Below are 26434 nucleotides of genomic sequence, written 5' to 3'. Positions count from 1 at the left end.
CTGACCTAAGGGGACCGGGTGATGGGCGGAACAGTCTGCGGGCATCCGGCGTGAACGACGGCCTGCGTCCCTGCGACCCGGCCCGCCTCGGCGGGTACGACGTGCTGGACCGGCTCGGCGACGGCGGCATGGGCACTGTCTTCCTGGCCCGCTCGCCGCAGGGACGGCGGGTGGCGATCAAGGTCATTCGTCCGGAGCTCTCGCATGACGAGGAGTTCCGGGGCCGGTTCCGTAGTGAGGTGAACCGCGCCCGCCAGGTTCCGCCGTTCTGCACGGCCGAGGTCCTGGACGCCGACCCGGACCACGACCCGCCGTACCTGGTGGTGGAGTACGTCGAGGGTCCCAGCCTGGCCCAGCTGCTCCGGGAGCAGGGGCCGCTGGGGGCGGCCCAGCTGCACAGCATCGCGGTCGGGGTGGCTACCGCGCTCACCGCCATCCACAGCGCCGGGGTCATCCACCGGGACCTGAAGCCGGCGAACGTTCTGGTGGCGCCGGGTGGGATCAAGGTCATCGACTTCGGCATCGCGCGGGCGTTCGAGGCGACGAGCCAGCACACCCGGACCAACCAGATGGTCGGAACCGTCTCGTACATGGCGCCCGAGCGGTTGGACACCGCGTCCGGCCATCCGGTGGGCCCGGCTGCGGACGTCTTCGCCTGGGGCACCCTGGTCGCCCATGCGGCGACCGGCCGCAACCCCTTCGGAGGCGACTCCGCTACCGCCACCGCGATGCGGATTCTGACCCAACCGCCGGACCTGACCGGGCTCGGTGGGCCGTTGCGGGAGTTGGTCTCCCGGGCGTTGGAGAAGGATCCCGCTGCCCGTCCCACCGCCCGCGACCTGCTCGATGGGCTGTTGACGGCAGGCTATGCGGGAGGTGCCGGGGCGTCCGCTCAGATCCTCGAAGGGACACCGGCGGCGAGTGTGCTGCCGGCCGCAGGCGGTGGTGACCAGGACGGGCGGTCCAGGCCACCCGGTCTCACCGCTGCCGGTAGCCAGGGCTCGCGCAGGCGTGGATGGCTCACCGCAGGCGGTGCGGCCGTAGCGGTGATCGCGGTGGTGGTGTCCGCCTACCTGTTCGGCCCGCAACTGCTCAACCGTGGGTCAAAACCAGATCACGTGGGCTCGACCCCGACCGGCAGCCCGGCAGCGAGCGCACCGGCGGCCACCGTGTCCACGACCCCATCGGGTACGCCCAGCGCGTCACCGTCGAGGAGCACGGACCCTACCCGGGCGATACTGACCGGTCAGCGGCGAATCCTGCTGCACCTGGTGGAGATCGACCGTGATCTGAAGCTGCCGTTCCACGGCGAGCTCGAGACCGGGGACGGCACCGGCAAGGATGCGCTCTTCGTGCTCGAGCCGGTCGGCGTCGACTTCATGATCAAATCGGTGAACCCGGACATCGCCCACCGACCGTGCCTCGGGGTCAAGATCGATTCAAAGGGGTACGCGTCGCTGGTGGGAGCCGAGTGTTACGCGACCGCCGCAACCGTGTTCGCGATATCCCGCGAGAGCAAGGACGACAAGGGGCGCCCGTCCTACGCGATCATCAGTGACGAGTACGGGGTGGTCCAGTGGAGCCCGACGAAGAAAGCGATCTACGTCGAACACCTCGGCGACGCCGAGCTCGACACCACGTTCAGCCTGGTCGACCGCGGCGCGGTCTGATCCGGCGTTCGAGGGGTCGGCCCAGCCTCAGCCCAGCAACGCCATCCGGTCGATGACGGACTCGCGCAACCCTTCCGGCCACGGAACAACGGCGGCGGGCGACCTGAGTGCTCGACCGGGACGGATCAACGGCCCGACAGGGTGGCCAGCGCCCGGTTCGGGTCGACGCTCGGAGCGCGGACGCGGCAGTGCGACCGGATGCCTACGGGCGCGAGGGTCGGGCTGCGCGGCGGCGCTCGGTGAGCCGTCGCGCCTTCACCGCGTTGCCGCAGTCAGCCATGCGGCACCAGCGACGGGAACCGCTGCGGCTCTGATCGAGGAACAGCCAGCCACAGCCACCTTCACCCACCGGGCAGCGGCGCACCCGGGTCAGATCGGCCGTCAGCATGATGTCGAAGGCGGCCTCGGCGAGCCGATCGGGCACCACCATGGCTGGCACCGTGCCGTAGGCCAGCCGCACCTGCGACGAGCCGAGCACCAGTCTCGCGCGAGCGGCCGCCCCCGACCAGCGCTCGTGCAGGCCGACCAGCGCGGCGCCGGCCGCGATCGGGTCACCCGCCGTGCCACCGTCCGGGTCGGTGCTGACCGCGAGCATCACGAGGTGGAGCCCTTCGCGGATGTCCCGCACGGCGAGGAGCCCCGCGTGCGCCGCCGCCGGCTCGTCGTGCCACGCCCGGTCGACCTGGTCGGCCTCCGCGTTGCTGATCACTCCCGCCCGGACTGACCAGCGCAGCAGGGCGGAACTGTCGGACAGGAAGTCGTGGGCGGGCGAGCTGCCCCCTCGCTCAAGAGTGTTGACCAGATCGAGCGCCGGGTGCCGGCCGACCAACGGCAGCTCGGACACATCGAGGGGCATACCGGCGATGCTACCACCTATACCGTCAAAAACGGTTGTCATATGCCCGATTCCGATCGTGTTCGCTGCTACAACAGCAGCCATCCATGGCTTCACGCTACCGCCAAAACATGGTTAGGTGGAATCACACAACGACTGCGGGAGGTAGCCGATGGCACACCCTCGACGCGAGGTCTACGCCCTCGTCGCGTTGTCCGCCGCCACGTTCTGTTATGTCACGACCGAGGTGCTGCCGATCGGGTTGCTCACGCTGATCGCGCCAGACCTGGGACGCTCCAGGTCCGAGGCGGGCCTGCTGGTGACCGCGTACGCCGTGGTGGTCATGATCGTGGCCCTCCCACTGACCCGGGTCACTCGGCGAGTGCCACGGCGCCCGCTACTCGTCGGCACGCTGGGCGTCTTCGCCGTGGCGACGGCGGTGTCGGCCATCGCCGACTCCTACGAGGTGCTGCTCGCCGCACGGTTGGTGTCCGCCACCACCAACGGCGTCTTCTGGGCAGTGGTGTTTCCCGTGGCGATCTCGATGTTCCCCGCGAACGTTCGAGGCCGCACCGTGGCTCGACTCTCGATCGGTAACGCCCTCGGGCCGGTCCTCGGCGTACCGCTGGGCACCTGGTTGGGCGGGGAGTTCGGGTGGCGGGCCGCCTTCGTCGCGATGGCCGTCCTCGGCTTCGCCATCTGCCTTGCGGTCGCCCTGCTCCTGCCGACTGTCACACCGCGGCAGAGTGCGGGAGACATCGGGTCGATGCCGGATCGACGCCGCTTCATCATTCTCCTCGTCGCCACCGTTCTCGCGGTCACCGGCGCCATGGGCGCGTTCACGTACATGACCGTCTTTCTCCTCGACGTGAGCGGGTTCGCCACGGCGTCTCTCGGCATGTTGCTCTTCGTGCAAGGCTCGTTCGGCGTGGTGGGCACCTGGGCGGTCGGCCGCGTCCTGGACCGGTTTCCGCTCGGTGTCGTGCTGGGCCTGCTCGGGCTCCTCACCGCCGCGATGCTCGGCCTCTACGGAACCGGCACGAGCCAGGTGTCGGCGATCCCGTTGCTCGCCGTGGCGGGGATGTCGTTCAGTTCGCTGATCGCCGGGATCCAGCACCGCATCATGCAGGTCGCCCCGTCGACCACCGACATGGCGTCGGCCAGCCTCAGCGTCGCTTTCAACGTCGGGCTCGCGGCCGGCTCGCTCATCGGGGCGGGCCTGCTCGCGACGGTCGGGGTCGGGGTCGTTCCGTTGTTCGGCGGGCTGCTCACGGCCGCGGCACTGACGCTGCTCGCCGGCCACGAGATGTCCCGCGGGAGAAGGAGCGGAACCCGAATCGCTCGTCGTGATCCCGACGAGCAACCGATCGGACAAGCCGCGTCGCACGCCTGAGCCGGCCGGGAGCGACCCGCCGTACGAGGACGCGCCGATCCGGCCCGTACCCCATCGAACGAGAGCGGCCCGGCGCGGAGGTGACTCTCCGCGCCGGGCCGTGACGTCGGTCGGGGTCAGGCGGCCGCGCAGCTGGCCGTCGCGCCCGGGCCGGTGCCAGTGCCCTGGAAGCCGAAGTTGGTCGACTGGCCGGCACCGACGCGTCCGTTGTAGCCCACGTTGGTGTACCGGACGGTTCCGCTCGTGCCGCTGGCCTGCGCGTTCCAGACACCGGTGACCGCGGTGCCGCTGGGCAGCGTGACGGTCACGGTCCAGCCGTTGATGTCCGCGGAACCGGCGGTGACCGTCACGCTCGCGGTGAAGCCACCGGACCACTGGTTGAGCGCCACCGACGCGGAGCAGCCGTTACCGGTGGGCGGCGGCGTGGTGGGCGGGGGCGTGGTGGGCGGCGGGGTGGTCGGCGGAGGCGTGGTCGGGGGCGGAGTGGTCGGCGGGGCGGACGTCGGCGGCGGGGTCGTCGGCGGGGCCGTCGTGGGCGGGTTGGCCACGCCGTTGGCCAGGCTGTAGGCCAGGTCGGGCTGGAACGAACCGGCCGTGTAGCGGCAGCCGTCCGCCTCGCCCGGAGGCTTCACCCACAGGTACGCGTCGATGTTGCTGTCGCCGGTGTTGGTCGTCGGGTACATCCCGATGCGCCGGTCGGTGTTGTCGTCGCCGCACCAGTCTCCGCTGGCACCACCGTTGCGGCTGGTGTCGATCACCTGGCGCTTGCCCGAGATGCCCATGCCGTTCAGGGAGGAGATGACCGCTCGACCGAAGTTGGCCTCGCTGGAGGTCGAGTTGTAGTTCGACACGTTGCTGAAGAAACCGTCGGCGTACTGCACGCCGGCTGCCCGCAGCCGGTTGGCGGTCTCACCCGCGCTGTTCCAGGTGGAGTGGCCGGCGTCGAGGTAGACCTTGGCGTTGGGGTTGGCCGACTTGATGGTGCGAGTGGCCGTCGAGATCGCCTGGTTGCGCGCGTTGATCTCACTGCTGTTCAGGCAGGTCAGCAGGGCGAGCGAGTCGGTCTCCAGAATGATGATGACCGTCTGGTTGCCCAGTCCCCGGGAGAAGTTGGACACCCAGGTCTGGTACTGGTTGAGGTCCGGCGCCCCACCGGCGCTGGCCCCGCCACAGTCCCGGTTGGTGATCTGGTACACCGCGATCACCGGGATCTGCTGGGCCGAGTTGGCGGCGCCGACGTACGCGGCGGCCTCGGACTGCGCGGTCGAGATGTTGAAGTTGGCGAACCAGCGGGCCTGAGGCTGGCTTGCGATCTTGTCGCGGATGACGGCGGCGCGCGAGTCGCCGGGGTTGGCGGCGACCCAGCGTACGACCGCCGAACTCGGGTCGCGGTAGAGCGGCCCGGAGATCGTGCCGGCGGACGCGCTGCCGACGGCGAGGCATACGCCGGCGGCGGTGGCGCCCGCGATCGCAGCCACGCTGAGAGCCGTGGATCTGCGTCGCCGGAGGGAGAGGATAGCCACGTCGTGTTTCCTCCTGATCACATTGATGTATCTAAGTTCATGGGAGCGTTCCCATGAAGGTAGCGGAGGCGCGCGCCGCTGCCAAGATGCGCGAAACTTTCGGTGCCCGACCCCGGGAGGTGGACCAGGAGCAGCCCGAGCCTCGGCTCGACCACTCTTGTGAGGCCGGCCTCTAGGACCGGCGGCGGCAGCCGACGAGCAGGCGGGCCACCATGGCCTGCGCATCGGCACGTTCGTACCCGGGACCGAGGATGCAGAGGTTCCCCACGGCGCGCATGAGGGTGTGCGCGGTCACCGCCGGATCGATGTCGCCCTCCGCCACGCCCGCGTCGATCAGCGACGCGCAGGCGGGAACGAGCCTTTCGAGCATCAGGGTGTGCAGGGTGAGCAGGCTCGGGTCCTCGGATTGCAGGGCAACGCCCAGACCGTGCTTCGTCACCAGAAACTCCACGAAGACGCCGATCCACCGCGTCAGCGCCTCACCGGCGGGGATGGGCTCGTCTCGCAACCTGGCGGCGAGCGCGACGCACTCGTCGATCTGGTGGCGGTAGACCGCGACGACTAACTCCGCCCGGCTCGGGAAATGGCGGTAGACCGTACCGAGGCCGACACCCGCGCGCCCGGCGATGTCCCGGATGGGCGCCTGCACTCCCTGCTCCACGAAGACGGCAGCAGCAGCGGTGAGAAGCGCTTCACGGGTACGCCGCGCGCCTGCCTGACGTGCGCCGAGCGGGTCGGTCACAGCCCCTCCTTGTTGGCGGAACATTGTTCCGCTACTGTTGACGGAACATGGTTCCGCCAAAGTATGGCAGATCCGGTCCCCGACGTAGAGGAAGCAGCGCACCTATGAACGGACAACAGGCAGCCCAACGGATCGTCGCGATCAAGCCCATCGGAGTGCCCACCGAGGGACGCGGCATCGACCTGCAGGTCAAGGTCACCGCGCCGGCGTCCGGCCGGGACCTCCCGGTGATCGTCTTCTCGCACGGCAACGCCTGGTCGATGGACGGCTACGAGCCCCTCGTCGACCGCTGGGCGGCGGCCGGGTTCGTCGTCGTCCAGCCGACCCACCTCGACTCCCGGCGCAACGGCATCGGATTCGACGACCCGCGGTTCGGCACGATCTGGCGCGTACGGATCGCCGACCTGCACGCGGTCCTCGACAACCTCGGAGACATCCTCGACGAGGCGGGCCTGCGCGGCCGCGTCGACGAGGGGCGGGTGGCGGCCGTCGGGCACTCCTGGGGCGGCCAGACGGTCGGCACCCTCCTGGGCGCTCGCGTGCTGGACGCCGACGGCACGCCGGGCGAGGACTTCGCCCACCCTGCGGTCAGGGCCGGGGTCCTCATCGCGGCGACCGGCACCGGCGACACCCTCACCCCGTTCGCGGCCGAGCACCTGCCGTTCATGCGACCCGACTACTCCACCATGACCACGCAGGCCCTCGTCGTCACCGGCGGCGAGGATCGGTCGGCGATGTCCACCCGCGGGCCGGACTGGTTCACCGACGCCTATCACCTCAGCCCCGCGCCGAAGAGCATGCTGACCATCACCGAGGGCCAGCACACCCTCGGTGGCATCGCCGGCGAGAGTGTCGCCGAGACCACCGACGAGGACCCGGCCCGCGTGGCACTCGTCGCCGACGCCGTCTCCGCGTACCTCCTGGATGTCTTCGGGCTCGACGACACCGCGTGGAAGGACCTCGACGCACGCGCCGCGACCAGCGACGGCGCGTTCCTTCTCGAGCACCGGTAGACCGCGAGGCCAAACGTCGGTCGACGGCACACTTCGAATCCGAAGCACGTATCGTCGCAGGATGAACGACTCGGCACCCGGCCTCGACGCGGAACAACTCGGTGCGTACTTCGCCCTGATGGAGGTCAGCAGCCTCCTTCAGTACGCGGTGGACGAGCACCTACGCGCCGACGGCGACCTCAGCTACGTGCAGTTCCAGATCCTGGCCCGACTGGTCGACGCACCCGAGGGGCGGTTGCGGATGACGGATCTGGCCGACGGTGTCGTCTACAGCCGTAGCGGGCTGACCTACCAGGCAGGCCTGCTCGACAAGCGGGGCCTGATCACCCGCTCGCCGTCGCCGGACGACGAACGCAGCGTCATGGTGACCGTCACCGACGCCGGCCGGCAGCTGGTCGCGCACGTGCTGCCCGGCCATGTCGACCGCGTCCGGCAGTTGCTGTTCGAGCCGATCGGCAGGCAGGATCTCGCTGCGATCAGCGCCGTTCTCGGCCGCGTCCGAACCCACATGCGTGCCAACCCGCCGCGATCCGCCAAGCCCCGCTCGGGCCGCTCCAAGCGCTGAGAGCCCTGTCGGCCGGCTCACAACGAACACACTTGCTTCAAACCCGAAGCATGCTATGGTCATGAAGTGCTTCGAATACGAAGCACAACGACGAAAAGAAGATGAGGGCCCCGCGATGAAGGCAGTGCGTTTCCACGAGTACGGCGAGCCGTCCGTCCTGCGCTACGAGGACGCGGAGCGGCCGGTCCCCGGCGCCGGACAGGTCCGGGTCCGGGTCGCCGCGACCTCGTTCAACCCGGTGGACGGCAACATCCGTGCCGGCTTCATGCAGGGACCGATCCCGGTGACGCTGCCGCACACCCCCGGTTTCGACGTGGCCGGCACGGTCGACGCCCTCGGCGAGGGTGTCACCGGACTCCAGGTCGGCGACCAGGTGGTCGGGTTCCTACCGATGACGGAGGCCGGCGCGGCCGCCGAGTACGTCATCGCCCCGGCCCAGGTCCTGACGCCGGCACCGGCGAGCATCCCCCTGGCCGACGCCGCCGCCCTGCCGGCCGTCGGCCTCACGGCCTGGCAGGCGCTCTTCGACCACGCGAAGCTGACCACAGGGCAGCGCGTCCTGGTCAACGGCGCGGGTGGCGCGGTCGGCAGGTACGCCGTCCAACTCGCCCACCACGCCGGCGCCCACGTCATCGCCACCGCCGGTCCGGGCAGCAGCAGGGCGGTCGCCGCGGCGGGTGCCGACGAGGTCGTCGACCACACCACCACCGACGTGGCCGCCGCGGTCACCGAACCGGTCGACGTGGTGCTCAACCTCGCGCCCATCGACCCGGAGCGGCTGGCCGGGCTGCTCACCCTGATCCGTCCGTCCGGGGTGCTGGTCAACACCACCGTCTGGATGCCCGCACCGAGCGACGAAGCCCGGGACGTACGCGGCATCGACCTCTTCGTGCGCAGCGACGCCGGCCAACTGGCGCACCTGGTGAGCCTCGTCGACTCCGGTGAGCTGCACGTCGACATCGCCCGGCGGGTGCCGCTGGCCGAACTGCCGGCCCTGCACGCCGACGCGGCGGCCGGCACGCTGCCCAGCGGCAAGGTCGTCGTCGACGTACTCGACGCCTGATCCCACCATCGACCGAGGAGACCGCGATGATTCCCGACGACGACCCGTCGCGCTCGCTGACCGTGGCGAGCCCCGACGATCCCGGCACCACGTACATCTCGCTGGTGGGCAACACGTACGCCATGCTGATCAGCGGCGCGCAGACCAACGGGGCGTACTGCCTGATCGAGATGCGCGTGCCGGACGGTGGTGGCCCGCCGCCGCACCGGCACGACTTCGAGGAGATGTTCACGGTCCTGGAGGGCGAGATCGAGTTCACCTTCCGCGGCGAGAAGCACGTCGTGCGGGCGGGGTCGACCGTCAACATCCCGGCCAATGCCCCGCACAACTTCCGCAACGTCTCCGGGGCGCCGGCCCGAATGCTGTGCATGTGCACGCCCGCCGGCCAGGACGAGTACTTCACGCGGATCGGCGACGTGGTCGACGGCTGGGACGCGCCACCGCCGCACCTGTCCCAGGACCAGATCGCGGAGCGTCGCCGTCGCGCCGTGGACCTGGCAGCGACCTACCGCAGCGAGTTCCTGTAGCCGGCCACGACGGTGACCGCACCCGAGCGTGCGGTCACCGCCGTTGCGCAGCGGAACGACGGCTACGGGCGAAGGGCCGTCGCGGCGGGGGTCCAGGTCGACTCGTTCCCAACATCGGCCACCGTGATTCCCTTGGCGATCTTTTCCAGCTCGGCCTGGGGCAGGTGGCCGCCGAGACCCGCGGAGCTGACCTGGAGGACGACCGTGCCGTCGGCGTTCCAGATGTTGCAGAAGCCACCGCCGGCGTTCCGGCCGCCCCCGCCGGACACCGGGTAGCACCTCGTGACGCCGGGCTCGGGCGACTGGTTCGAGCCGGTGTCCGGGGTGACGAAGATGTGGAACCCGTCCTCGATGCCGTCCTCGGTCGAGTCGTAGGGCGCGGTCAGGCCCGAGGCGGGCGCGGCCGGCCTGGTGTACGTCGCGCCCCCGTAGTCACCGGCCCGCGCCGTCGCGATGCCGTTGAGGCCCGGCATGGCGTGCGTGCCGATCTGGAGCGGCGTGTAGCCGGCCGGCACGTAGCCCACCGTGAACGGCACCAGGGCCGGCGCCGGAGGGCTCGGCTTCAGACCGTCGACGAGGCCGCCCAGGTCCTCGAAGCTCGGCGTCGCCGGGTCGGAGGAGATCGACGTGACGGCCGCCCAGGCGTTGTCGGCGTACTCCCAGGCGAAGAGCTTGTTGCCCGCGGTCGGCTGGTTCTTCGGGTCGAGGCCGACCGGCAGGGTCGCCCGCACGGCCTTGCGCCCGGAGACGGTGACGTCGCTGCCGCCCTTGATCCCGGCGGGGTCGAAAGCACCCGGCCGGTAGACGGTCAGGTAGGCCCACAGGCTCGGCTTGCCGTCGGCTGCCTCTTTCTGTTGCTCGATGCTGAGGCGCGGGTGCGGGGCCGTGGCCTCCCCCTCGGTCACCGGCCTGTCGTTCGCCTCGTGAGCGTCGGAGTAGACGGAGGCGATCTGGTACGCGGTGGACGCCACGATCGGGTCCTGCACGTGCAGCGGGCCGGCGTCGTACCCCTGGAAGGTGAAGGTGAACGGCTCGGCGTCGGACCACGCGGCCTGGCCGGGCCTGGACATCGCGCCGGCCGGGGCCGGCGTGGTGTTCTGCTCGGCGCTCAGGGCGGGCAGCACGAGCACACCGGCGACCGCGACGGCGACCAGACCGGCCGCGCCGGCCGACGCGAACCCGGCGCGGCGACGCCGCTCGGCCCGCCGCCCCAGGGCGACGATGTCATCGACGGTACGGGCCATCGGCGGCTCGTCGCCCGTCACCGTGTCCACGAGGTCACGCAACTGCACTGGTCCACTCCTCCATCGACTTCCCGCTGAGATTGATCCGTTCGCCGGCGAGCGACTCGCGCAGCTTTGCCAGGCCACGCGAGGCCTGGCTCTTGGCCGCGCCGACCGTGCAGTCGAGAACGCCGGCCGTTTCCTCCAGGCTCAGACCGAGGTAGTGCCGGAGCACCACCGCGGCCCGCTGCCGGGCCGGCACGGCGTCGAGCGCCACGCGCAGGCGCATCCGCTCGTCGGTCGCGACGGCCGGGTCGCGCACCACCACGTCCGGCATGGCATCGCCGGCCGGTCGCTCGCGCCGCCAGGGCCGCCGGGTCTCGTCGATCGCGGCCCGGTACACCATCGTCTTGACGTACAGATCGGGTCGATCCAGCTTCCGCCACCGCGGGTAGAGCTTGACCAGCGCGTTGGCGACGGCGTCCTCTGCCGTGTGCCAGTCGCCGCAGGTCACGTACGCCAGCTTGCGCAACGACGCCATCTCTGACGTCACAAACTCACGGAATGCCTGCTCGTCTTCGGCTTTCACGTCGACTGCCTCCTTGTGCCGGAGGTAGAACGGAACCGCCGTACCGGAAAGTTGCACCGGCTCGACAAGTAGTTGTGCGACTACCCGGTGATGAGACCGGGCCCGGAACGACGAGATGGTTCACGGATCAACCACTGGTAGATTCGCGGTCGTGACGGAGCCGCGCTGGTTGGACGAGCAGGAGCAGCGGGCGTGGCGTGGGCTCATGGCGACGCAGGAGAGCCTGGCGGCCTTCATCGACCGCCAGCTCCGTACCCGTTGTGGCCTCTCGCACGCCGACTACCAGGTACTGGCCCACCTGTCCGAGTCCCCGGAGGGTCGGCTGCGATCGTTCGAGCTGGGCGACCGCCTGCACTGGGAGAAGAGCCGACTGTCCCAGCACCTGTCGCGCATGCAGAGTCGCGGCCTGGTGACGCGTGAACGCTCGCAGGCCGACCAGCGGGGCGCGGTCATCACCATCACCACCACGGGCCAGGAGCTGATCACCACCGCGGCCCGGCAACACGTCGCGGATGCCCGGGACGCCGTCGTGGACCAGCTCACCCAGGCCGAGCTGCGGACGCTCATCGCGATCACCGACAAGGTGCGTCGCCGGCTCGCCGCCCTGGGTGCCGCCAGCGGCGACTGACGCCGACGTCCCACCGCCGGTCCTGGTCCATCCAGGGCCGGCTTTCCCTTGCCCGCGGCGAAGCCGTGTAGCACAGCTCATACCTCCACCCGCCCGGATTGGTTGATGCATTAACGATCTCTGCCTAGGCTTTGGTTTACACGTTAACTAAAGTGAGGCAGCCATGACTTCCGATAACCCGGACACCCACTCGCTCGGCGCGCTGGACGAGACCGCGAAGCGCCTGCTCTTCTCGGACGCCCGCACCGCCAACACCTTCGCCGACACTCCCGTCTCGGACGCGGAGCTGGCCGCGATCTGGGAGCTGGCCAGATGGGCACCGACCTCGGCCAACACCCAGCCGCTCCGGGTGCTGTACGTACGCGGAGGCGCGGGGCGCGATCGACTCGTCACGCACATGAACGACGGCAACCGGGCAAAGACGGCCTCGGCGCCCGCGGTCGCCGTACTGGCCATGGACGACCGGTTCCACGAGCACATTCCAACCGTCCTGCCGTACAAGCCGGAGCTGAGGGACGTCTTCGCCGGGAACGACGCCCTGCGCACGGGTACCGCCTTGTTCAACGCGACCCTCCAGGCGGGCTACTTCATCCTCGCCGTCCGCGCGCAGGGGCTGGCCGCCGGTCCGATGGGGGGCTTCGACGCCGCCGGCATCGACGCCGACTTCTTTCCGGACGGCCGCTTCCATTCGATCCTGGTGGTCAACATCGGACACCCCGGCAAGGACCCCTGGTACGACCGACTGCCCCGACTGGGGCACGACGAGGTGGTGCGGTGGGCGTGAACGCCCCCGCTCCAGAGGCCGGTCCGCAGACGAGTGCTTATGCTCGACGGGTGGACGACAGCGGGCAGGCGGTGCTGACCGGGGTGTTGCAGGCGGCCGAGGACGCCGCCCCCGTGGAGGCGGTCGAGGCCGTCACGGGCACCATCGCCACAGCGCTGCACGCCTCCAGCGTCTCCCTGCTGATCGCCGACCTCAGCGGCCGCGCGCTGGTCCGGCTGACCCACCAGCCGACCTCGGATGGTCCCGGCCGTCGCCAGGACGAGGAGGCCGCCGAGGTTCTGCCGTTCGACGGCGGCCCCCACGAGCAGGTGCTCCGCCAGCAGCGCACCCAGGTGATCCGGGGCGACGGCGGCTGGACGGTGCTGGCGCCGGTCACCGAACGCGGTGAGGCGATCGGCCTGCTGGAGATCGACCTTCCGCACGAGCCGGACGAGTCGGTGATCGCGGAGATCGCCCGCACCGCGCACGCGCTGGCGTTCGTGGTCATCGCCAACCGCCGGCACACCGATCTGTTCGAGTGGGGGCAGCGCAGCACCCCGTTCACCCTCTCGGCGGAGATCCAACGCCGGCTGCTGCCCGCCGCGTTCACCTGCGAGGCGGGCGCCTTCGCGCTGTCCGGCTGGCTGGAACCGGCGGCCAGTGTCGGTGGGGACACCTTCGACTACAGCCTGGCCCGGGACCTGCTGCACGTCAGCGTCACCGACGCCATGGGGCACGGCGTGGCCAGCGCGCTGACCGCGACCCTCGGGGTGGGCAGCCTGCGCAACACCCGCCGTCGTGGCGACAGCCTCGTGACGCAGGCCGACCAGGCCAGCCGGGCCGTCGCCGAGCACGCCAACGTGCCCGGCGCGTACGTGACCGCCGTGCTCGGCCGGATGGACCTGCGCACGGGTCGCTGCGAGCTGCTCAACGCCGGGCACGTCCCGCCGATACTGGTCCGTGGCGACCGGGTCGTACCGGTGGAGCTGCCCAGCAACTTCCCGCTGGGCATGTTTCCCGAGGAGCGCTACCGCAGCGGGCAGGTCTCCCTGCTGCCCGGCGACCGGCTGGTGATCGTCACCGACGGGATGCGCGAACGCAACGCCGCCGACCTGGATCTGAGCGCTGCGCTGCTCGAGATCGCCCACCTGCACCCGCGCGAGGCGGTCCGGGCGCTCTCGGACAAGGTGCTGGCGACCGCCGGTCCGGTGCTGGCCGACGATGCAACCCTGCTCATCATCGACTGGTACGACGGCCACGGGCCACGCAGCAGCGCTGCCGGCGCTGACATCGCCCGCGCCAGCACCCACTGAACGACGCTCAGGACACCGCCGGAGACGCCTCCTCGGCGGCCTCGACACTGTCGAAGGATGCGATGACCCGATCCACCGACGTGATCGAGAGCACCTTGCGTACCGGCGGCTGAACTCCGGCCAGGCCGAGCCAGCCGTCCCGCGCCCGCATCGCCTTGTAGGCGACCACGAGCGCGCCCAGGCCGCTGGAGTCCATGAACCCGACTGCGGCTAGGTCGACGACCACCACCCGTGCGCCGCTCTCCACCACCTCGAGCAGCCCGTCCCGCAGCTGCGGTGTGGTGCTCATGTCCAGGTCGCCGGCGACCTCCACCACCGTGCCGACGCGCCCTCGCCGGGTTGCCAACGCGAAATCCACCACTCCCCCTCACGTGCCGCTCCGCCGCCCCGCTGTGCGGCGCCTGCTCGCCTCCTACCGTGCCAGAACCCGAGACCGACCGCCTTACGACGGTGCCCGAACCACCATGGCGGCATGGGTATCGGGGCACCCGGCTCTGGGTATGACAGGGTGGTCCGGGCTGGCGACGCACGGGTCTGGAAGGGAGCTGCGCGATGCGGGTGGGCATGACACTGTCACTCCCCCGCCAGCCGTCGACGGTGGCCCGCGCCCGGCACATCCTCGCCACCCTGCTGAGTCTGACCGACGTCGGCGACGACGTCCGCGCCAATCTGGCCGTGGTGATCAGCGAGGCGTGCTCGAACGCGGTGATCCACGCCGATCCCGGCAGCCCGGTCGACGTCACCATCAGTATCGACGACGACGAGTGCGTGATCGAGGTCGGCAACCAGGGCCGCGCCCCGGACGCCGCCAAGCTCGACGCCGACCTTCCCGCGCCACTGACCATCGGCGGCCGCGGACTACCGCTGATCGCCGCGCTCTCCGACGCGGCCACCTTCGTCGACGGACCACCGGGCCAGGTCCTGCTGCGCGTCACCAAACACCTCAGCGAGGTTCGAGCAGCGCCGTAGCGCCGGCCCCGCGCGGCCGGCCGCAACCCGCTCGACACAGCATTGACATATTTCACTGCCAGTTCTAGCGTCGGGGCCGAATCGATTCGGCAGTCGACCGGGTGCTCCGTTCGACGGCCGGTCGCGTGGCGTTCGGGCGTACGGCGGGCCACCGACGATTCGACGACCCTCTGGTCCCGCATGGGCGGCGAGACCAGCGGTGCAGACCCGTGAGCGACGAGCCGATCGGTCGCCGTGGGCACACCGCGTCGGGGTTTCGTCCGCGCCGAGCGGCGTCGGCAGCGGTGAGCGGTGGCGTGTCGTGGCCGCCGTGGATCCCCTCACCTATTCCTTCGTGCCGATTGGCGGGAGCCCATCATGACAGGACGTAGACCCATCCTCGGTTCTCTTGCGACGGCGGCCCTCGTCGTCGCCACCGTGGGTGCGGCGATAGTGACCGGTGGCGTGAGCACCACCGCGTCGGCCGCGAACGTCGCAGCGGCCGCAGGAACCGCCGGGTGCGGCAAGGCGCCCACCCTGACCAGCGGTCAACGGTCCATCCAGAGCAGCGGCCAGAACCGTAGTTTCATCCTGCGGATCCCCGACAACTACGACCGGAACCACCCGTACCGGCTGATCTTCGGATTCCACTGGAACGGCGGCACCATGAACGACGTCGACGGCGGCGGGTCGGACGGTGCGGCATGGTCCTACTACGGACTGCGCCAGCAGGCCAACAACAGCACGATCTTCGTCGCCCCCCAGGGCAACGGGAACGGCTGGGCCAACCCCGGCGGCCAGGACGTCACCTTCGTCGACAACATGATCAATCTGATCGAAGCCGACCTCTGCGTCGACACCACGCAGCTCTTCGCGCTCGGCTTCAGCTACGGCGGAGGCATGAGCTACTCGCTGGCGTGCTCCCGCGCCAACGTCTTCCGCGCCGTCGCGGTCTACTCCGGTGGTCAGCTGAGCGGCTGCAGTGGCGGCACCCAGCCGATCGCGTACATGGGTATCCACGGCATCGGGGACTCGGTGCTCAATGTCAGCGCCGGGCGGTCCCTTCGCGACACGTTCGTACGGAACAACGGGTGCACCGCCCAGAGCCCTCCCGAGCCGAGGGCGGGCAGCCTGACCCACATCACCACCACGTACTCCGGCTGCCGCTCCGGCTATCCCGTCGTCTGGGCCGCCTTCGACGGCGGCCACACCCCCGGCCCGGTGGACGGCGGCGGCGACAGCGGCGCGCGGACCTGGACCAAGGGCGAGGTGTGGCGATTCTTCACGCAGTTCGGCAGCACCGACCCCACGCCGAGCCCGACCGTGTCGCCCACCGGCAATCCGACCACCCCGCCCCCGAGCAGCACGTCGGCGGTGCGCAACACGGCCTCCGGCCGCTGCCTGGACGTCAACGGCGCCGCACAGACCAACGGCGCGGCGGCGATCATCTGGGACTGCCACGGCCAGAGCAACCAGAGCTGGACCTCGACGGCCGCCCAGGAGCTGCGGGTGTTCGGCGGCAAGTGCCTCGACGTCAACGGCGCCGCCACGGCGAACGGCAGCTCGGTGATCATCTGGGACTGCAACGGCCAGTCCAACCAGAAGTGGCGGTTCAACTCCGACGGCTCGATCACCGGCGTCGGGTCCGGTCGGTGCCTCGCCCTGGTCAACAACGGGACCGCCAACGGCACGCGCGCCGAGATCCGGGACTGCAACGGCGCCGCCAACCAGCGGTGGAGCCGAAGTTGACCCCGATGACCGCGCAACGGTAGGGATCGCGCTCGGCGGCGGAGCCGTCCGGCTCCGCCGCCGAGCCACGCTGCCAACAGAGCTACATTCATCAAATCTTTAGCAATCTCTACTCGACGCCCGTCGATGCAAATGGCGGTAAATGAGCCAGGAAGCGGCATTGACCGTCGATTCATGCAGTGCTTAACATATGACGTCTGCTTATCAACGATCTTCGATCACCGGCCCCTGCGCCATGCGACAGCTCGACAACCTGCCGTACGGCTCCGGGTGTCGGGAACGGTCCGGGAGGCGAACCAGATGTTCGGTAGAGACAGTGCTGGCGGGGCGGCACGACGCCGGTCATGGCGACACACGCGGCGTCCACGTCGGTTAACGGCCGCGCTGGTGGGGGCGCTCGTGGGGGCGGCAGCCGTGCTGACCGCCGTCGCCACCCCGGCGCAGGCGGCGACGGCCATCACGATCAACGGCGGGTCCGGTGGACGGGCGCTCGACGGGATCGGCGCGGTCAGCGGCGGCGGCGGCAACAGCAGGCTCCTGATCGACTACCCGGAACCGCAGCGCAGCGACATCCTGGACTACCTGTTCAAGCCGGGCCGTGGCGCGGCGATGCAGCTGTTGAAGACCGAGATCGGCGGCGACACCAACTCCACCTCCGGCGCCGAGCCCAGCCACGAACACACCCGGGGCAGCATCAACTGCAACCGGGGCTACGAGTGGTGGCTCATGGAGCAGGCGCGGGCGCGCAACGCCAACATCGCCCTGGCGGGCCTCGCCTGGGGAGCGCCGGGCTGGATCGGCAACGGCAACTTCTGGTCCAACGACTCCATCGAGTACCTGGTCGCCTGGCTGGACTGCGCGGCCACCCACGGGTTGACCATCAACTACCTCGGTGGGTGGAACGAGAAGGGCTACAACGCGACCTGGTACAAGAACCTCCGCTCGACCCTCAACTCCCGTGGCTACAGCAACGTCAAGATCGTGGCCTCGGACGACTTCGGCTGGGGCGCCGCCGACGAGTCGCTGCGCGATCCGGCGTTCGCCAACGCCGTACAGGTCTTCGGCAGCCACTACGTCTGCGGCTACCGCAGCGCCCAGTCCAGCTGTCCCAGCTCCAACAACGCGATCTCCACCGGTAAGGCGCTCTGGGCCAGCGAGAACGGCTCCGACGACTACAACGCCGGAGCGCAGGCGCTCGCCCGGGGCATCAACCGTGGCTACATCGACGGCAAGATGACCGGCTACATCAACTGGCCCGCCATCGCCGCCATCACGCCCAACATCCCGTGGGCGACCACGGGCGTGGCGGTGGCCCAGCAGCCCTGGTCCGGCGCGTACTCGATCGGCAAGAGCACGTGGGTGATGGCGCAGACCACACAGTTCACCGCACCGGGCTGGCGTTACCTCGACGGATCGAGCGGCTACCTCGGCGGCAACCGCAACAACGGCAGTTACGTGTCGCTCAAGTCGACCAACAACAGCGACTACAGCACCATCATCGAGACGATGGACGCCGGGTCTGCGCAGACCCTCGACTTCACCGTCACCGGCGGTCTGTCCACCGGCACCGTCCGGGTCTGGTCGACCAACGTCAGGTCGAGCAACACCGCCGACCACTTCGTCCGGGGCAGCGACCTCACCCCGAGCGGCGGCCGCTTCTCGCTCACCGTCCAGCCCGGCTACGTCTACAGCATCACGACCACCAGCGGGCAGGGCAAGGGCACGGCGACCAGCCCGGCGCAGGGCACCCTGAAGCTGCCGTACAGCGACACCTTCGACAGCTACGACGTCGGGCGTGAGGCCAGGTACCTGATGGACCAGCAGGGCTCGTTCGAGATCGCCACCTGCGGGGGCGGCCACTCGGGCCGGTGCGTACGCCAGATGTCGGAGCAGACGCCGATCTTCTGGACGTCCGGCCAGGCCGAGCCGTACACGCTGTTGGGTGACCTGAGCTGGCGCAACTACGCGGTCTCCTCCGACGTCATGCTGGAGAAGTCCGGTTACGCGCAGCTCATCGGGCGGGCGAACACGTACAACCACCAGGGGCCGCAGAACCTCAACGGCTACTACTTCCGGGTGACCGATGGTGGCGCCTGGTCGATCCGGAGCAACAACACCAGCGGCAACTGGCGCACGCTGGCCAGCGGCAACACCTCGGCGCTGGGCACCGGACGCTGGCACACGCTGGCGTTGACGCTCAACGGCAGCACCCTCACCGCGAGCATCGACGGCACCACGGTCGGCACGGCCTCCGACTCGACCTGGGTCGCCGGCCAGATCGGTTACGGCACGGGTCAGGGAGTCACCGCCCAGTTCGACAACCTCTCCATCACACCGGTCGGCAACTCCGGTGAGCCGGGTCCGACCGGGACGATCCGCGGGGCGGGCTCCAACCGGTGCCTGGACGTCAACGGCCAGAGCCAGGCCGACGGCTCGGTCGTGCAGATCTGGGACTGCAACAGCGGGGCCAACCAGCAGTGGACGCTCACCAGCAGCAACCAGCTCACCGTCTACGGCAACAAGTGCCTCGACGTGGCCAGCAGCTCGACGGGGAGCCGCGCGCGGATCATGACCTGCAACGGTGGCGGCGGCCAGCAGTGGCGCGTCAACGGCGACGGCACGATCACCGGCGTCGCCTCCGGGCTCTGCCTGGACGTCAACGGCGCGGGCACCGCCAACGGCACCGCCGTGCAGATCTGGACGTGCACCGGCGGCAGCAACCAGCAGTGGATCCGCGGCTGAGCGGGTAGCGGGTCCGGGCGAGACCCGTACCCCTGATCGATGGCTCCCGGCCGCTCACCTGAGCGGCCGGGAGTCGCCGTTCCGGCGGCCGGCGCGGCCTCCATGTCGGAGGGTGGGGGCGTATCGTGTGGCGGCCGGCAGCCGCATACGGGGAGGTCTGATGGCGCAGTTCCCGAACGCCGACTTCGGCGCGGCGACCGAGAACTTCGTCGCCTCCTGGGCCGCGGGCATCTCCGAGCGGGCCGCCCGTGCGCACGAGTTGTCCGAGCGTGTCGCGGCCATGTCGGCGACCGCCGAGGGCGCGGACGGTGCGGTCCAGGTCACCGTCGCCGCGTCCGGCGCCATGACCGACCTGCGGCTCGACGACCGGGTGCTGCGCTGGCGGGCGGACGAGATCGCCGCTGAGGTGCTGGCCGTGATGCGCCGGGCGCAGGGGCGGTTGGCGCCGCAGGTGGCCGACGCCGCCGCGGAGACCGTGGGCGCCGACTCGGAGACCGCCCGCGCCGTCGTGGGCAGCTACGAGACGCGCTTCCCGGAGGTGCCCGAGGAGGACGAGCAGGGGTACGGCCGGTGGGGTGACCGTGGGCGCTGAGGCAGCCGGGTTCGAGGTCACCACAGCGGCGGTGACCACCCACGCCCGCTCCGTCGACCGGATCTCCACCGGGATCGGCGTCGCACACGACGCGGCGGCGTACGTGCGGATGGGCGCCGGCGCGTACGGGCACCTGCCCGTCTGCCAGGCGCTCCCCTTCCTGCTGGACTTCCTCCAGGGCCCGGCCGCCGAGGCGCTCGCGGCGGCGCAGGAGGCGTTGCACAGCGCGGCCGGGACCCTCGACGAGACGGTGGACGCCTACGACGACACCGACGCGACGATCTCCGCCTCCCTCGGGCGGATGCACCGGTGAGCACCGACGTGGCGAATCCGCTGATCGCCGCCCGGCAGGACACCACCACCTCGTACAGCGGCCTCGGTCTCGTCGAGAGCCTGGTCGACCTGCGCAACGGCATCGAGAGCGGCTCCTGGGTCGACCTGACCATCGGCGGCTTCGGTACGTCGATGGAGGTGCTGGCGACCTGCGTCGACCCGATCGGGTCGATCGTCTCGTGGGGGGTGGCCTGGCTCATCGAGCACGTCAAGCCGCTCTCCGACGCCCTCGACTGGCTGGCCGGCGACCCGGACCAGATCACCGCGTACGCACAGACGTGGCACAACGTCTCACGGCAGGTCAGCGAGCAGGCCACCGCCCTGTCCGAGGCGGTCCGCACCGAGATCGCCACCTGGACGGGCCCCGCGTCCGAGGCGTACCGCCGCTACAGCGACCAGCACCTGCGTCACCTCGCCGGCCTGGCGGACGCCACCGACCTGATCGGCACCGTGGTCGAGGGCGCGGGGCTGCTGGTGGCACTGGTCCGGGACCTCATCGCGGACTTCGTCTCCGTCCTCGCCGTCCGGCTGTGGGTCTGGCTCGCCGAGGCCGGTCTCACCCTGGGCGCGGCCACTCCCCTGGTCGCGGCGCAGGTCTCGTCGCTGGTCGCCAAGTGGGCCGCCAAGGTCGCCGGGCTCCTCACGGCGCTGGCCCGCAGCGTCAGCCGCCTGCGGCCGATCCTGTCCAAGCTCGGCGAACTGCTCGACGCTCTCCGCACAGCGTTGCGGGGCCTCCGGCGTACCCCGGGTGGGTCGCGCTCCACCGACATGCCGGCCCCCGGTCCGGGGGCGCGCGGTTACACGGATCCGGCCGGCGGCGGGCAGACACCGCCGCGGGCCCGGCAGGACGACTGGCCACCCGACATCGATCGCGAGCCGGGGCCAGGCGGCGGCGGGCCCGGCGGCGGCGGACCAGGCGGGGGCGGGCCGGGCGGGGGCGGGCCGGGCGGGGGCGGCACGTCGCACGATGGCGGCACGTCGCACGGTGGTGACGAGCCCACGGACCTGGACGGCACGGGCGCGCCGGAGCCCGGATCCGGGGCCGATCCGCTGGTGCCCGATCATGCGAGCGAGGCCGAGTTGCGGCTGCTCGGCAGGGAGGTGCACAGCATGACCGAACTCGACCCCGGCGGACACGTCAACGACGCGTACGACGTCACGTTCACCGACGGCACGCACGGCGTCTACAAGCCGAACGTGCCGGAGAACGAGTTCGTGCAGGTGCGTTCCACCATCCCGGAGAACCAGTTGGCCGCGCGTGAGGTCGCCGCCTCGCGCCTGGACGAGGATCTGGGCTTCGGCCTGGTGCCGACGACGGCGCGCTGGGACGGGCCACACGGGGCCGGGTCGATGCAGGAGTTCGTGGAGAACGCGAGCCCGGGCCGCCCCGCCAACGCTTATCCGGCCGCCGAGAGCGAACGGATGGCGGTGCTCGACTACATCAGCGGCAACACCGATCGCCACATGGGTAACTACCTGACCGGGCCCGACGGTCGCCTGGTCGCCATCGATCACGGCTACTCGTTCCCCGAGTCGAACGCCGAACCGTTGCGTTCGGACTTCGTCACGCAGCAGATGAACCGGCCGCTGAGCCCGGAGACGATGGCCCGGCTCCAGGACACCGACCCGGCGGTGCTGGCCGACCGGCTGCGCGGCACCGGCCTGAGTGAGCAGGCGTTGTCCGGTGCGATGGACCGCTTCAACGAGATCCGTGCCCGAGGCACGATCACGGGCGAGGCGTGGAACGCCTTCCGCCCGCCGAGCCCGTGGTGAGAGGGCCGTGGTGAATCAGGAGGCAGGCATGACCGAGCAGGCGGCGACCAGGGTGGCGCTGTACACGTTCGCCCAGCACACCAATCGTCGGGTGGCCGAGTTCCGTTGGCAGCCCGGCCAACCGGTGTCGCTGACCGTCCTCGACCCGGAGTGGGGGGCGCTCGCACAGGACTTCTACGACAACGGTGTGCCCGTCGGCGCCCAGCGGGTGTCGCCGGAGGCCGGCGCGGAGTTCATGCGCGCCCTGCTGCAACGGTTCCGGATGAGCTACTACAAGTTCGTGGACGAGAGCGCCTGACCCGCGCCCTCCCCGGCGGTCCGGCGGCCCTTTTCGTATCCTGGCACCCGTGGGCGGGCCGCGACGCGGGCGGTCATCCGACCACGCCTTACCGGGAGGGGTGACCACAGCATGACGGCGGTACCGGACCAGCGGGCGACCGCCGAAGCGTCCTCGGACGCCGGGCAGGCGGCGCAGGAGGATCTGCGCGTGCTGTTCGGGCAGTCCATCGCGGTGTTCGCGTCCCTGGTCGGGCCCACGCACGTGGTGGAGGCGGCGAACCCGGCGTTCTTCGCCGCCATCGGTTCCGAACGCGCGCGCACCGGCATCACGGTTGCCGAGCTGCTGCCCGAGTTGGCCGGTCAGGGCTTCCTCGACCTGCTCGACGAGGTCTACCGGACGGGTGAGGCGTACACCGGTCGGGACGCCCGGATCGTGCTGGGCGTCGGACCGCACGCACGGGAGGCGTTCTTCGACTTCACCTACGAGCCGCGCCGCGACGCCGACGGCACGGTGACCGGGATCCGCGTCATCGGCGTGGAGATAACCCAGGTCAAGCACGCCCAGCGGTTGATGGCCGAGCACCGCGCCCTGCTGGAGCAGATCGCGCGCCAGGCGCCCCTGACCGAGGTGCTGGACGGGATGGCCCGCTGCATCGAGGGTCTCACGCCCGAGCAGGTGCTCGTCTCGGTGCTGCTCGCCGACGCGGACGGCCGGCACCTGCGCCACGGCGCCGCGCCGAGCCTGCCCCAGTTCTACAACGAGGCCATCGACGGGATCGCCACCGGCGAGGGTGTCGGCTCGTGCGGCACCGCCGCCCACCGGCGGGAGCCGGTCATCGTCACCGACATCGACACCGACCCCTTCTGGGCGGACTTTCGGGATCTGGCCGGGCGGGCCGGTCTCGCCGCCTGCTGGTCGATGCCGATTCTGGCCCGCGACGGCGAGCTGTTGGGCACCTTCGCCATGTACCACCGCACGCCTCGCGTCCCGCAGGACACCGATCTCGCCCTGGCCCGGGTCTTCGCCGACACCGCGGCCCTGGCCATCGAGCGGCACCGGGTCGAGCAGGCCAAGACGGCTGCCGAGGCACGCGCCAGGGCGGCCCACGAGGAGCTGGCCCGGGCGGTACGCGCGGAGCGGCAGTTACGCGCCGAGGCGGAGCAGCGCGCCGCCGCCGCCGCGGAGCTCACCGAGCGGATGCGTACCGCCGCCGCCGTACAGGCCGCCCGACCGCATCCGGAGCACTGCCAGCTCGGCGGTGTCCAGGGCTGCTCCGCAGCCGCCAGGATCAAGATTGCCGACTCGTGGGGCGACTCCGCCTGGGGCTGCGACACGCACGTGGAGGAAGCCATCCTCAACGTGCGGTCGGTGTTCATCGCCAACGAGGAGCTCGGCGGCCTCGCCGCGTACGTCAACCGCTGACCGCCCCGACCGCGACGGCCGGTGAGACCGCGACGGCCGGTCAGGCCGCGACGGCCGCCCGGACGTCGTCGTTGGCGTCGCGCAGCCGTGTCGCGGCCTCCTCGGCGGTGCAGTGCGCGAGCAGGAGCACGATGGCCGTCTTGGCGTGGCCGTGCGCCGCGGCCAGCGCCCGCGCGGCCGTGTCGAGATCGGTGTCGGCGGCCTCGGCGACGATCCGGCGCGCCCGGTCGACGAGCTTGGCGTTGGTGGCGTTCATGTCCACCATGAGGTTGCGGTAGACCTTGCCGAGCCGGGCCATCGTGGCTGTCGAGAGCATGTTGCACACGAGCTTCTCGGCGGTGCCCGCCTTGAGGCGGGTGGAGCCGGTCAGCACCTCGGGGCCGGTGGGCACCTCGATGGCGACGTCGGCGTGCTGGCTGACCACAGCGTCGGTGTTGCAGGCGACGGAGACGGTGGTCGCCCCGCGCGCGCGGGCGTGCGCCAGCCCACCCACCACATAGGGAGTACGACCGCTGGCCGCGAGCCCCACGACGGTGTCGCGGTCGCTGACGCCGATCGCGTCGAGATCGGCGACGGCGCGGTCCGGATCGTCCTCCGCGCCCTCGACCGCGACGCCGAACGCGCCCGCCCCGCCGGCGAGCAGACCGATGACCCGCTCGGGCGGCGTACCGAAGGTCGGTGGGCACTCGACGGCGTCGAGCATGCCGATCCGGCCGCTGGTGCCGGCGCCCAGGTAGATCAACCGACCGCCTCGGCGCAGCGATGCCACGATGACGTCGACGGCGGCCGCGATATCCGGCACGGCCCGGCGGACGGCGTCCGCGACTGTGCGGTCCTCGTCGTTCATGGCGAGGAGCATCTCGGTGGGCGACATGCGGTCGAGGTCGGTGGTCTTGTCGTTGCGGGTCTCGGTGCCGAGGGTGCTGAGGTCCACGGGGTGCTCGTTCCTTCCGCTGGTGACTCAGTCGCCGACCGGGCGAGTGCTCCCTGACCAGTTCGGCGACGCGTGCCAGATCGTTGAGAATCCGCCGGCAACGCACCGTTTGGGCCTCGCGTCCGCCCCGTATCAGCAGGCTGAGACCACAGCGTAACCAGACTGGACGGGCGCTGGCAAAAAGTTTCGCGATAGTGTGGGCCAACGTCACTTATTGACAACCCCGCTGGTTGGGAGTGAACCGTGCGTCAACTCGACCTTGTCGTGATCGTGCTGTACCTCGTGGTGATCGCCGCTGTCGGACTACGCCTGTCCGGTAAGCAGAAGTCGTCCAAGGACTACTTCGTGGGCGAGGGCAAGCTGCCCTGGTGGACCGTCTCGTTCTCCGTGGTCGCCACCGAGACCAGCGTCCTGACCGTGATCAGCGTCCCCGGCGGCGCCTACAGCAGTCAGGGCTTCGGCAACGTCGAGCTGGCCCTCGGTTACGTGATCGGCCGGGTGATCGTGGCCGCGGTGCTCATCCCGCTCTACAAGCGGGGTGGCTTCGTCAGCGCCTACCAGTACCTGGGTGAGCGGTTCGGCCTGAAACTCCAGGGCCTGGCGTCGGTCACCTTCGTCTTCACCCGCCTGCTCGCCGAGGGCGTACGACTGTTCGCCTCGGCCATCCCGATCAAGCTGCTCCTCGACGAGTTCGGGCTGAACGTCGGCTACCAGGCGATCATCATCGTGTTGACGCTGATCACGGTGGTCTACACCTACCTCGGTGGCATCAAGGCGGTCATCTGGACCGACGCCATCCAGATGGGCCTCTACCTGGGCGGGGCGATCCTGGCCATCGCGGTGCTCAGCCACGCCATCGGCTTCGACGGCTACTCGCAGGCGCTGGACGCCGGCAAGTTCCAGCTCTTCGACACCAACTTCGACCTCGCGCACGTGCTCACCAGCCCGTTCGCCCTGCCGACCGCGATCATCGGTGGCGCCATCTTCGCGATGGCCAGCCACGGGTCGGACCAGCTCATCGTCCAGCGCATCCTGTCGACCCGAACGCTGCGCGAGGGTCAGTTGGCGATGGTCTCCTCGGGCATCTTCGTGGTCATCCAGTTCGCGGCGTTCTCGCTGGTCGGCGCGCTGCTGTGGTCGTACAACAAGGGCCAGACCTTCAAGGAGCTGGGCCTGAACAGCACCGACAACCTGTACCCGAACTTCATCCTGCACGCCCTGCCGGTGGGCATCTCGGGTCTGCTGGTCGCCGGCATCCTCGGCGCGGCGATGGGGTCGCTGTCGTCGGCGCTGAACTCGATGTCGAACTCCACCGTCGCCGACTTCATCCACAGCTTCTTCAAGAAGGTCCCGTCGGACGACACCATGCTCCGGCTCGCCCGGGTGATGACCCTGGTCTGGGCGGTGCTGATGGCGATCTTCGCCTGCGCGTTCAGCTCCAGCACCGGGAACGTCTACCTGACCGGTCTGACCATCGCCGGCTACACCTACGGCGCGCTGCTCGGGGCGTTCCTGCTCGGCCGCCTCGTGAAGCGGGCCAACCAGATCGACGCGGTGATCGCCTTCCTCGTCACGATCGCGGTGATGACCTACATCGTCCGCTACGTCAAGATCGATGTGACGACGGCCGGTACCACCACCGCGACCGCCATCGCCGCGCAGTGGCTGGTGCCGATCGGCGTCCTGATCACGCTGGCCGTCGGCGCGGTGTCGAGCTGGTTCCACCCGGCCCCGGAGCCGTACGACCACAGCCGCGTCGACGATGACGACGAGACCGCGGCGGCACCCGTGGGCCGGGCATGAAGGAGGCCCCA

General features: G+C 70.4%; 25 protein-coding genes. 18 read left to right on the top strand and 7 right to left on the bottom strand.

The features are described 5' to 3' along the window. The first annotated feature begins 50 nt into the window (after positions 1-50). A complete protein-coding gene (locus ACQPZK_RS03190; protein ID WP_433536860.1) occupies positions 51-1670 on the top strand; it encodes a serine/threonine protein kinase in 1620 nt (539 codons plus the stop codon). 202 nt (positions 1671-1872) lie between these two features. Here the strand turns inward: ACQPZK_RS03190 and ACQPZK_RS03185 are convergent, their stop codons facing one another. After that, positions 1873-2526, bottom strand: coding sequence for a CGNR zinc finger domain-containing protein (locus tag ACQPZK_RS03185; RefSeq protein ID WP_433536859.1), 654 nt, complete (start codon positions 2524-2526; stop codon positions 1873-1875). A gap of 151 nt (positions 2527-2677) precedes the next feature. Between ACQPZK_RS03185 and ACQPZK_RS03180 the strand changes: the two genes are divergently transcribed. After that, positions 2678-3898: an MFS transporter gene (locus ACQPZK_RS03180; protein WP_433536858.1), complete on the top strand. Its 1221-nt coding sequence runs from the start codon at positions 2678-2680 to the stop codon at positions 3896-3898. Positions 3899-4014: 116 nt separating this feature from the next. Here ACQPZK_RS03180 and ACQPZK_RS03175 read toward each other — a convergent pair whose 3' ends face one another. Together ACQPZK_RS03175 and ACQPZK_RS03170 are read right to left on the bottom strand one after the other, a co-directional pair. After that, the gene (locus tag ACQPZK_RS03175) at positions 4015-5376 is read right to left on the bottom strand and encodes a glycoside hydrolase family 6 protein (protein ID WP_433536857.1); all 1362 of its coding nucleotides are present in this window, start codon (positions 5374-5376) and stop codon (positions 4015-4017) included. A 217-nt stretch (positions 5377-5593) separates the two neighbouring features. Beyond that, entirely contained in the window at positions 5594-6187 is a 594-nt protein-coding gene (locus ACQPZK_RS03170) for a TetR/AcrR family transcriptional regulator (protein WP_433536856.1), read from the bottom strand. An 80-nt stretch (positions 6188-6267) separates the two neighbouring features. Here ACQPZK_RS03170 and ACQPZK_RS03165 point away from each other — a divergent pair, with 80 nt between their 5' ends. The 4 genes from ACQPZK_RS03165 to ACQPZK_RS03150 all read left to right on the top strand — a co-directional run bounded on the left by ACQPZK_RS03165 (position 6268) and on the right by ACQPZK_RS03150 (position 9331). After that, complete coding sequence (locus tag ACQPZK_RS03165) at positions 6268-7176, top strand: alpha/beta hydrolase family protein (RefSeq protein WP_433536855.1); 909 nt, start codon at positions 6268-6270, stop codon at positions 7174-7176. Between the two features lie 61 nt (positions 7177-7237). After that, positions 7238-7741, top strand: a complete 504-nt coding sequence (locus tag ACQPZK_RS03160; protein WP_433536854.1) for a MarR family winged helix-turn-helix transcriptional regulator — start codon at positions 7238-7240, stop codon at positions 7739-7741. Positions 7742-7856: 115 nt separating this feature from the next. Beyond that, complete coding sequence (locus ACQPZK_RS03155) at positions 7857-8804, top strand: NADP-dependent oxidoreductase (RefSeq protein WP_433536853.1); 948 nt, start codon at positions 7857-7859, stop codon at positions 8802-8804. A gap of 26 nt (positions 8805-8830) precedes the next feature. Further along, positions 8831-9331 (top strand): cupin domain-containing protein, encoded by a 501-nt coding sequence (locus tag ACQPZK_RS03150; RefSeq protein WP_433536852.1) that lies wholly within the window; start codon positions 8831-8833, stop codon positions 9329-9331. 62 nt (positions 9332-9393) lie between these two features. Here ACQPZK_RS03150 and ACQPZK_RS03145 read toward each other — a convergent pair whose 3' ends face one another. Together ACQPZK_RS03145 and ACQPZK_RS03140 are read right to left on the bottom strand one after the other, a co-directional pair. Next, positions 9394-10623: a hypothetical protein gene (locus ACQPZK_RS03145; protein WP_433536851.1), complete on the bottom strand. Its 1230-nt coding sequence runs from the start codon at positions 10621-10623 to the stop codon at positions 9394-9396. After that, entirely contained in the window at positions 10610-11143 is a 534-nt protein-coding gene (locus tag ACQPZK_RS03140) for a SigE family RNA polymerase sigma factor (RefSeq protein ID WP_433536850.1), read from the bottom strand. Before ACQPZK_RS03140 ends, ACQPZK_RS03145 begins: the two co-directional genes overlap by 14 nt. Before the next feature lie 151 nt (positions 11144-11294). Here ACQPZK_RS03140 and ACQPZK_RS03135 point away from each other — a divergent pair, with 151 nt between their 5' ends. The 3 genes from ACQPZK_RS03135 (at position 11295) to ACQPZK_RS03125 (ending at position 13847) form a co-directional block, all read left to right on the top strand. Next, positions 11295-11771 carry a MarR family winged helix-turn-helix transcriptional regulator gene (locus ACQPZK_RS03135; RefSeq protein ID WP_433536849.1) on the top strand — a complete coding sequence of 159 codons (477 nt, stop codon included), beginning with the start codon at positions 11295-11297 and terminating at the stop codon, positions 11769-11771. Between the two features lie 163 nt (positions 11772-11934). Further along, entirely contained in the window at positions 11935-12555 is a 621-nt protein-coding gene (locus ACQPZK_RS03130) for a malonic semialdehyde reductase (RefSeq protein ID WP_433536848.1), read from the top strand. Positions 12556-12605: 50 nt separating this feature from the next. Continuing rightward, on the top strand, positions 12606-13847 hold the full coding sequence (locus ACQPZK_RS03125; protein WP_433536847.1) for a PP2C family protein-serine/threonine phosphatase: 1242 nt from the start codon (positions 12606-12608) through the stop codon (positions 13845-13847). Positions 13848-13854: 7 nt separating this feature from the next. On the opposite strand, the gene ACQPZK_RS03120 is transcribed toward ACQPZK_RS03125, so the two are convergent. Then, positions 13855-14205: an STAS domain-containing protein gene (locus ACQPZK_RS03120; protein WP_433536846.1), complete on the bottom strand. Its 351-nt coding sequence runs from the start codon at positions 14203-14205 to the stop codon at positions 13855-13857. Between the two features lie 206 nt (positions 14206-14411). On the opposite strand from ACQPZK_RS03120, the gene ACQPZK_RS03115 reads away from it, so the two are divergent. The 8 genes from ACQPZK_RS03115 to ACQPZK_RS03080 all read left to right on the top strand — a co-directional run bounded on the left by ACQPZK_RS03115 (position 14412) and on the right by ACQPZK_RS03080 (position 23686). After that, positions 14412-14816: an ATP-binding protein gene (locus tag ACQPZK_RS03115; RefSeq protein ID WP_433536845.1), complete on the top strand. Its 405-nt coding sequence runs from the start codon at positions 14412-14414 to the stop codon at positions 14814-14816. 357 nt (positions 14817-15173) lie between these two features. Then, entirely contained in the window at positions 15174-16544 is a 1371-nt protein-coding gene (locus ACQPZK_RS03110) for a ricin-type beta-trefoil lectin domain protein (protein WP_433536844.1), read from the top strand. Between the two features lie 300 nt (positions 16545-16844). After that, on the top strand, positions 16845-19286 hold the full coding sequence (locus ACQPZK_RS03105; protein WP_433536843.1) for a ricin-type beta-trefoil lectin domain protein: 2442 nt from the start codon (positions 16845-16847) through the stop codon (positions 19284-19286). 160 nt (positions 19287-19446) lie between these two features. Continuing rightward, positions 19447-19878 carry a YbaB/EbfC family nucleoid-associated protein gene (locus ACQPZK_RS03100; RefSeq protein WP_433536842.1) on the top strand — a complete coding sequence of 144 codons (432 nt, stop codon included), beginning with the start codon at positions 19447-19449 and terminating at the stop codon, positions 19876-19878. Then, a complete protein-coding gene (locus ACQPZK_RS03095; protein WP_433536841.1) occupies positions 19868-20191 on the top strand; it encodes a hypothetical protein in 324 nt (107 codons plus the stop codon). The genes ACQPZK_RS03100 and ACQPZK_RS03095 overlap by 11 nt, the downstream gene beginning before the upstream one ends. Further along, positions 20188-21984: a hypothetical protein gene (locus ACQPZK_RS03090; RefSeq protein ID WP_433536840.1), complete on the top strand. Its 1797-nt coding sequence runs from the start codon at positions 20188-20190 to the stop codon at positions 21982-21984. The genes ACQPZK_RS03095 and ACQPZK_RS03090 overlap by 4 nt, the downstream gene beginning before the upstream one ends. 28 nt (positions 21985-22012) lie before the next feature. Continuing rightward, positions 22013-22282, top strand: a complete 270-nt coding sequence (locus ACQPZK_RS03085) for a hypothetical protein (protein ID WP_433536839.1) — start codon at positions 22013-22015, stop codon at positions 22280-22282. 111 nt (positions 22283-22393) lie between these two features. Beyond that, positions 22394-23686: a GAF domain-containing protein gene (locus ACQPZK_RS03080; RefSeq protein ID WP_433536838.1), complete on the top strand. Its 1293-nt coding sequence runs from the start codon at positions 22394-22396 to the stop codon at positions 23684-23686. A gap of 40 nt (positions 23687-23726) precedes the next feature. Here the strand turns inward: ACQPZK_RS03080 and murQ are convergent, their stop codons facing one another. Further along, complete coding sequence (murQ, locus tag ACQPZK_RS03075; RefSeq protein WP_433536837.1) at positions 23727-24620, bottom strand: N-acetylmuramic acid 6-phosphate etherase; 894 nt, start codon at positions 24618-24620, stop codon at positions 23727-23729. Positions 24621-24863: 243 nt separating this feature from the next. Here murQ and ACQPZK_RS03070 point away from each other — a divergent pair, with 243 nt between their 5' ends. Then, positions 24864-26423 (top strand): sodium:solute symporter, encoded by a 1560-nt coding sequence (locus ACQPZK_RS03070; protein WP_433536836.1) that lies wholly within the window; start codon positions 24864-24866, stop codon positions 26421-26423. Positions 26424-26434: the final 11 nt, after the last annotated feature.

Source organism: Micromonospora sp. CA-249363 (genome assembly GCF_050950185.1).
In the GTDB taxonomy this organism is placed as follows: Bacteria; Actinomycetota; Actinomycetes; order Mycobacteriales; family Micromonosporaceae; genus Micromonospora.
Note: the sequence above shows the minus strand (reverse complement) of the source record. Positions and strands in the feature narration are given on the sequence as shown.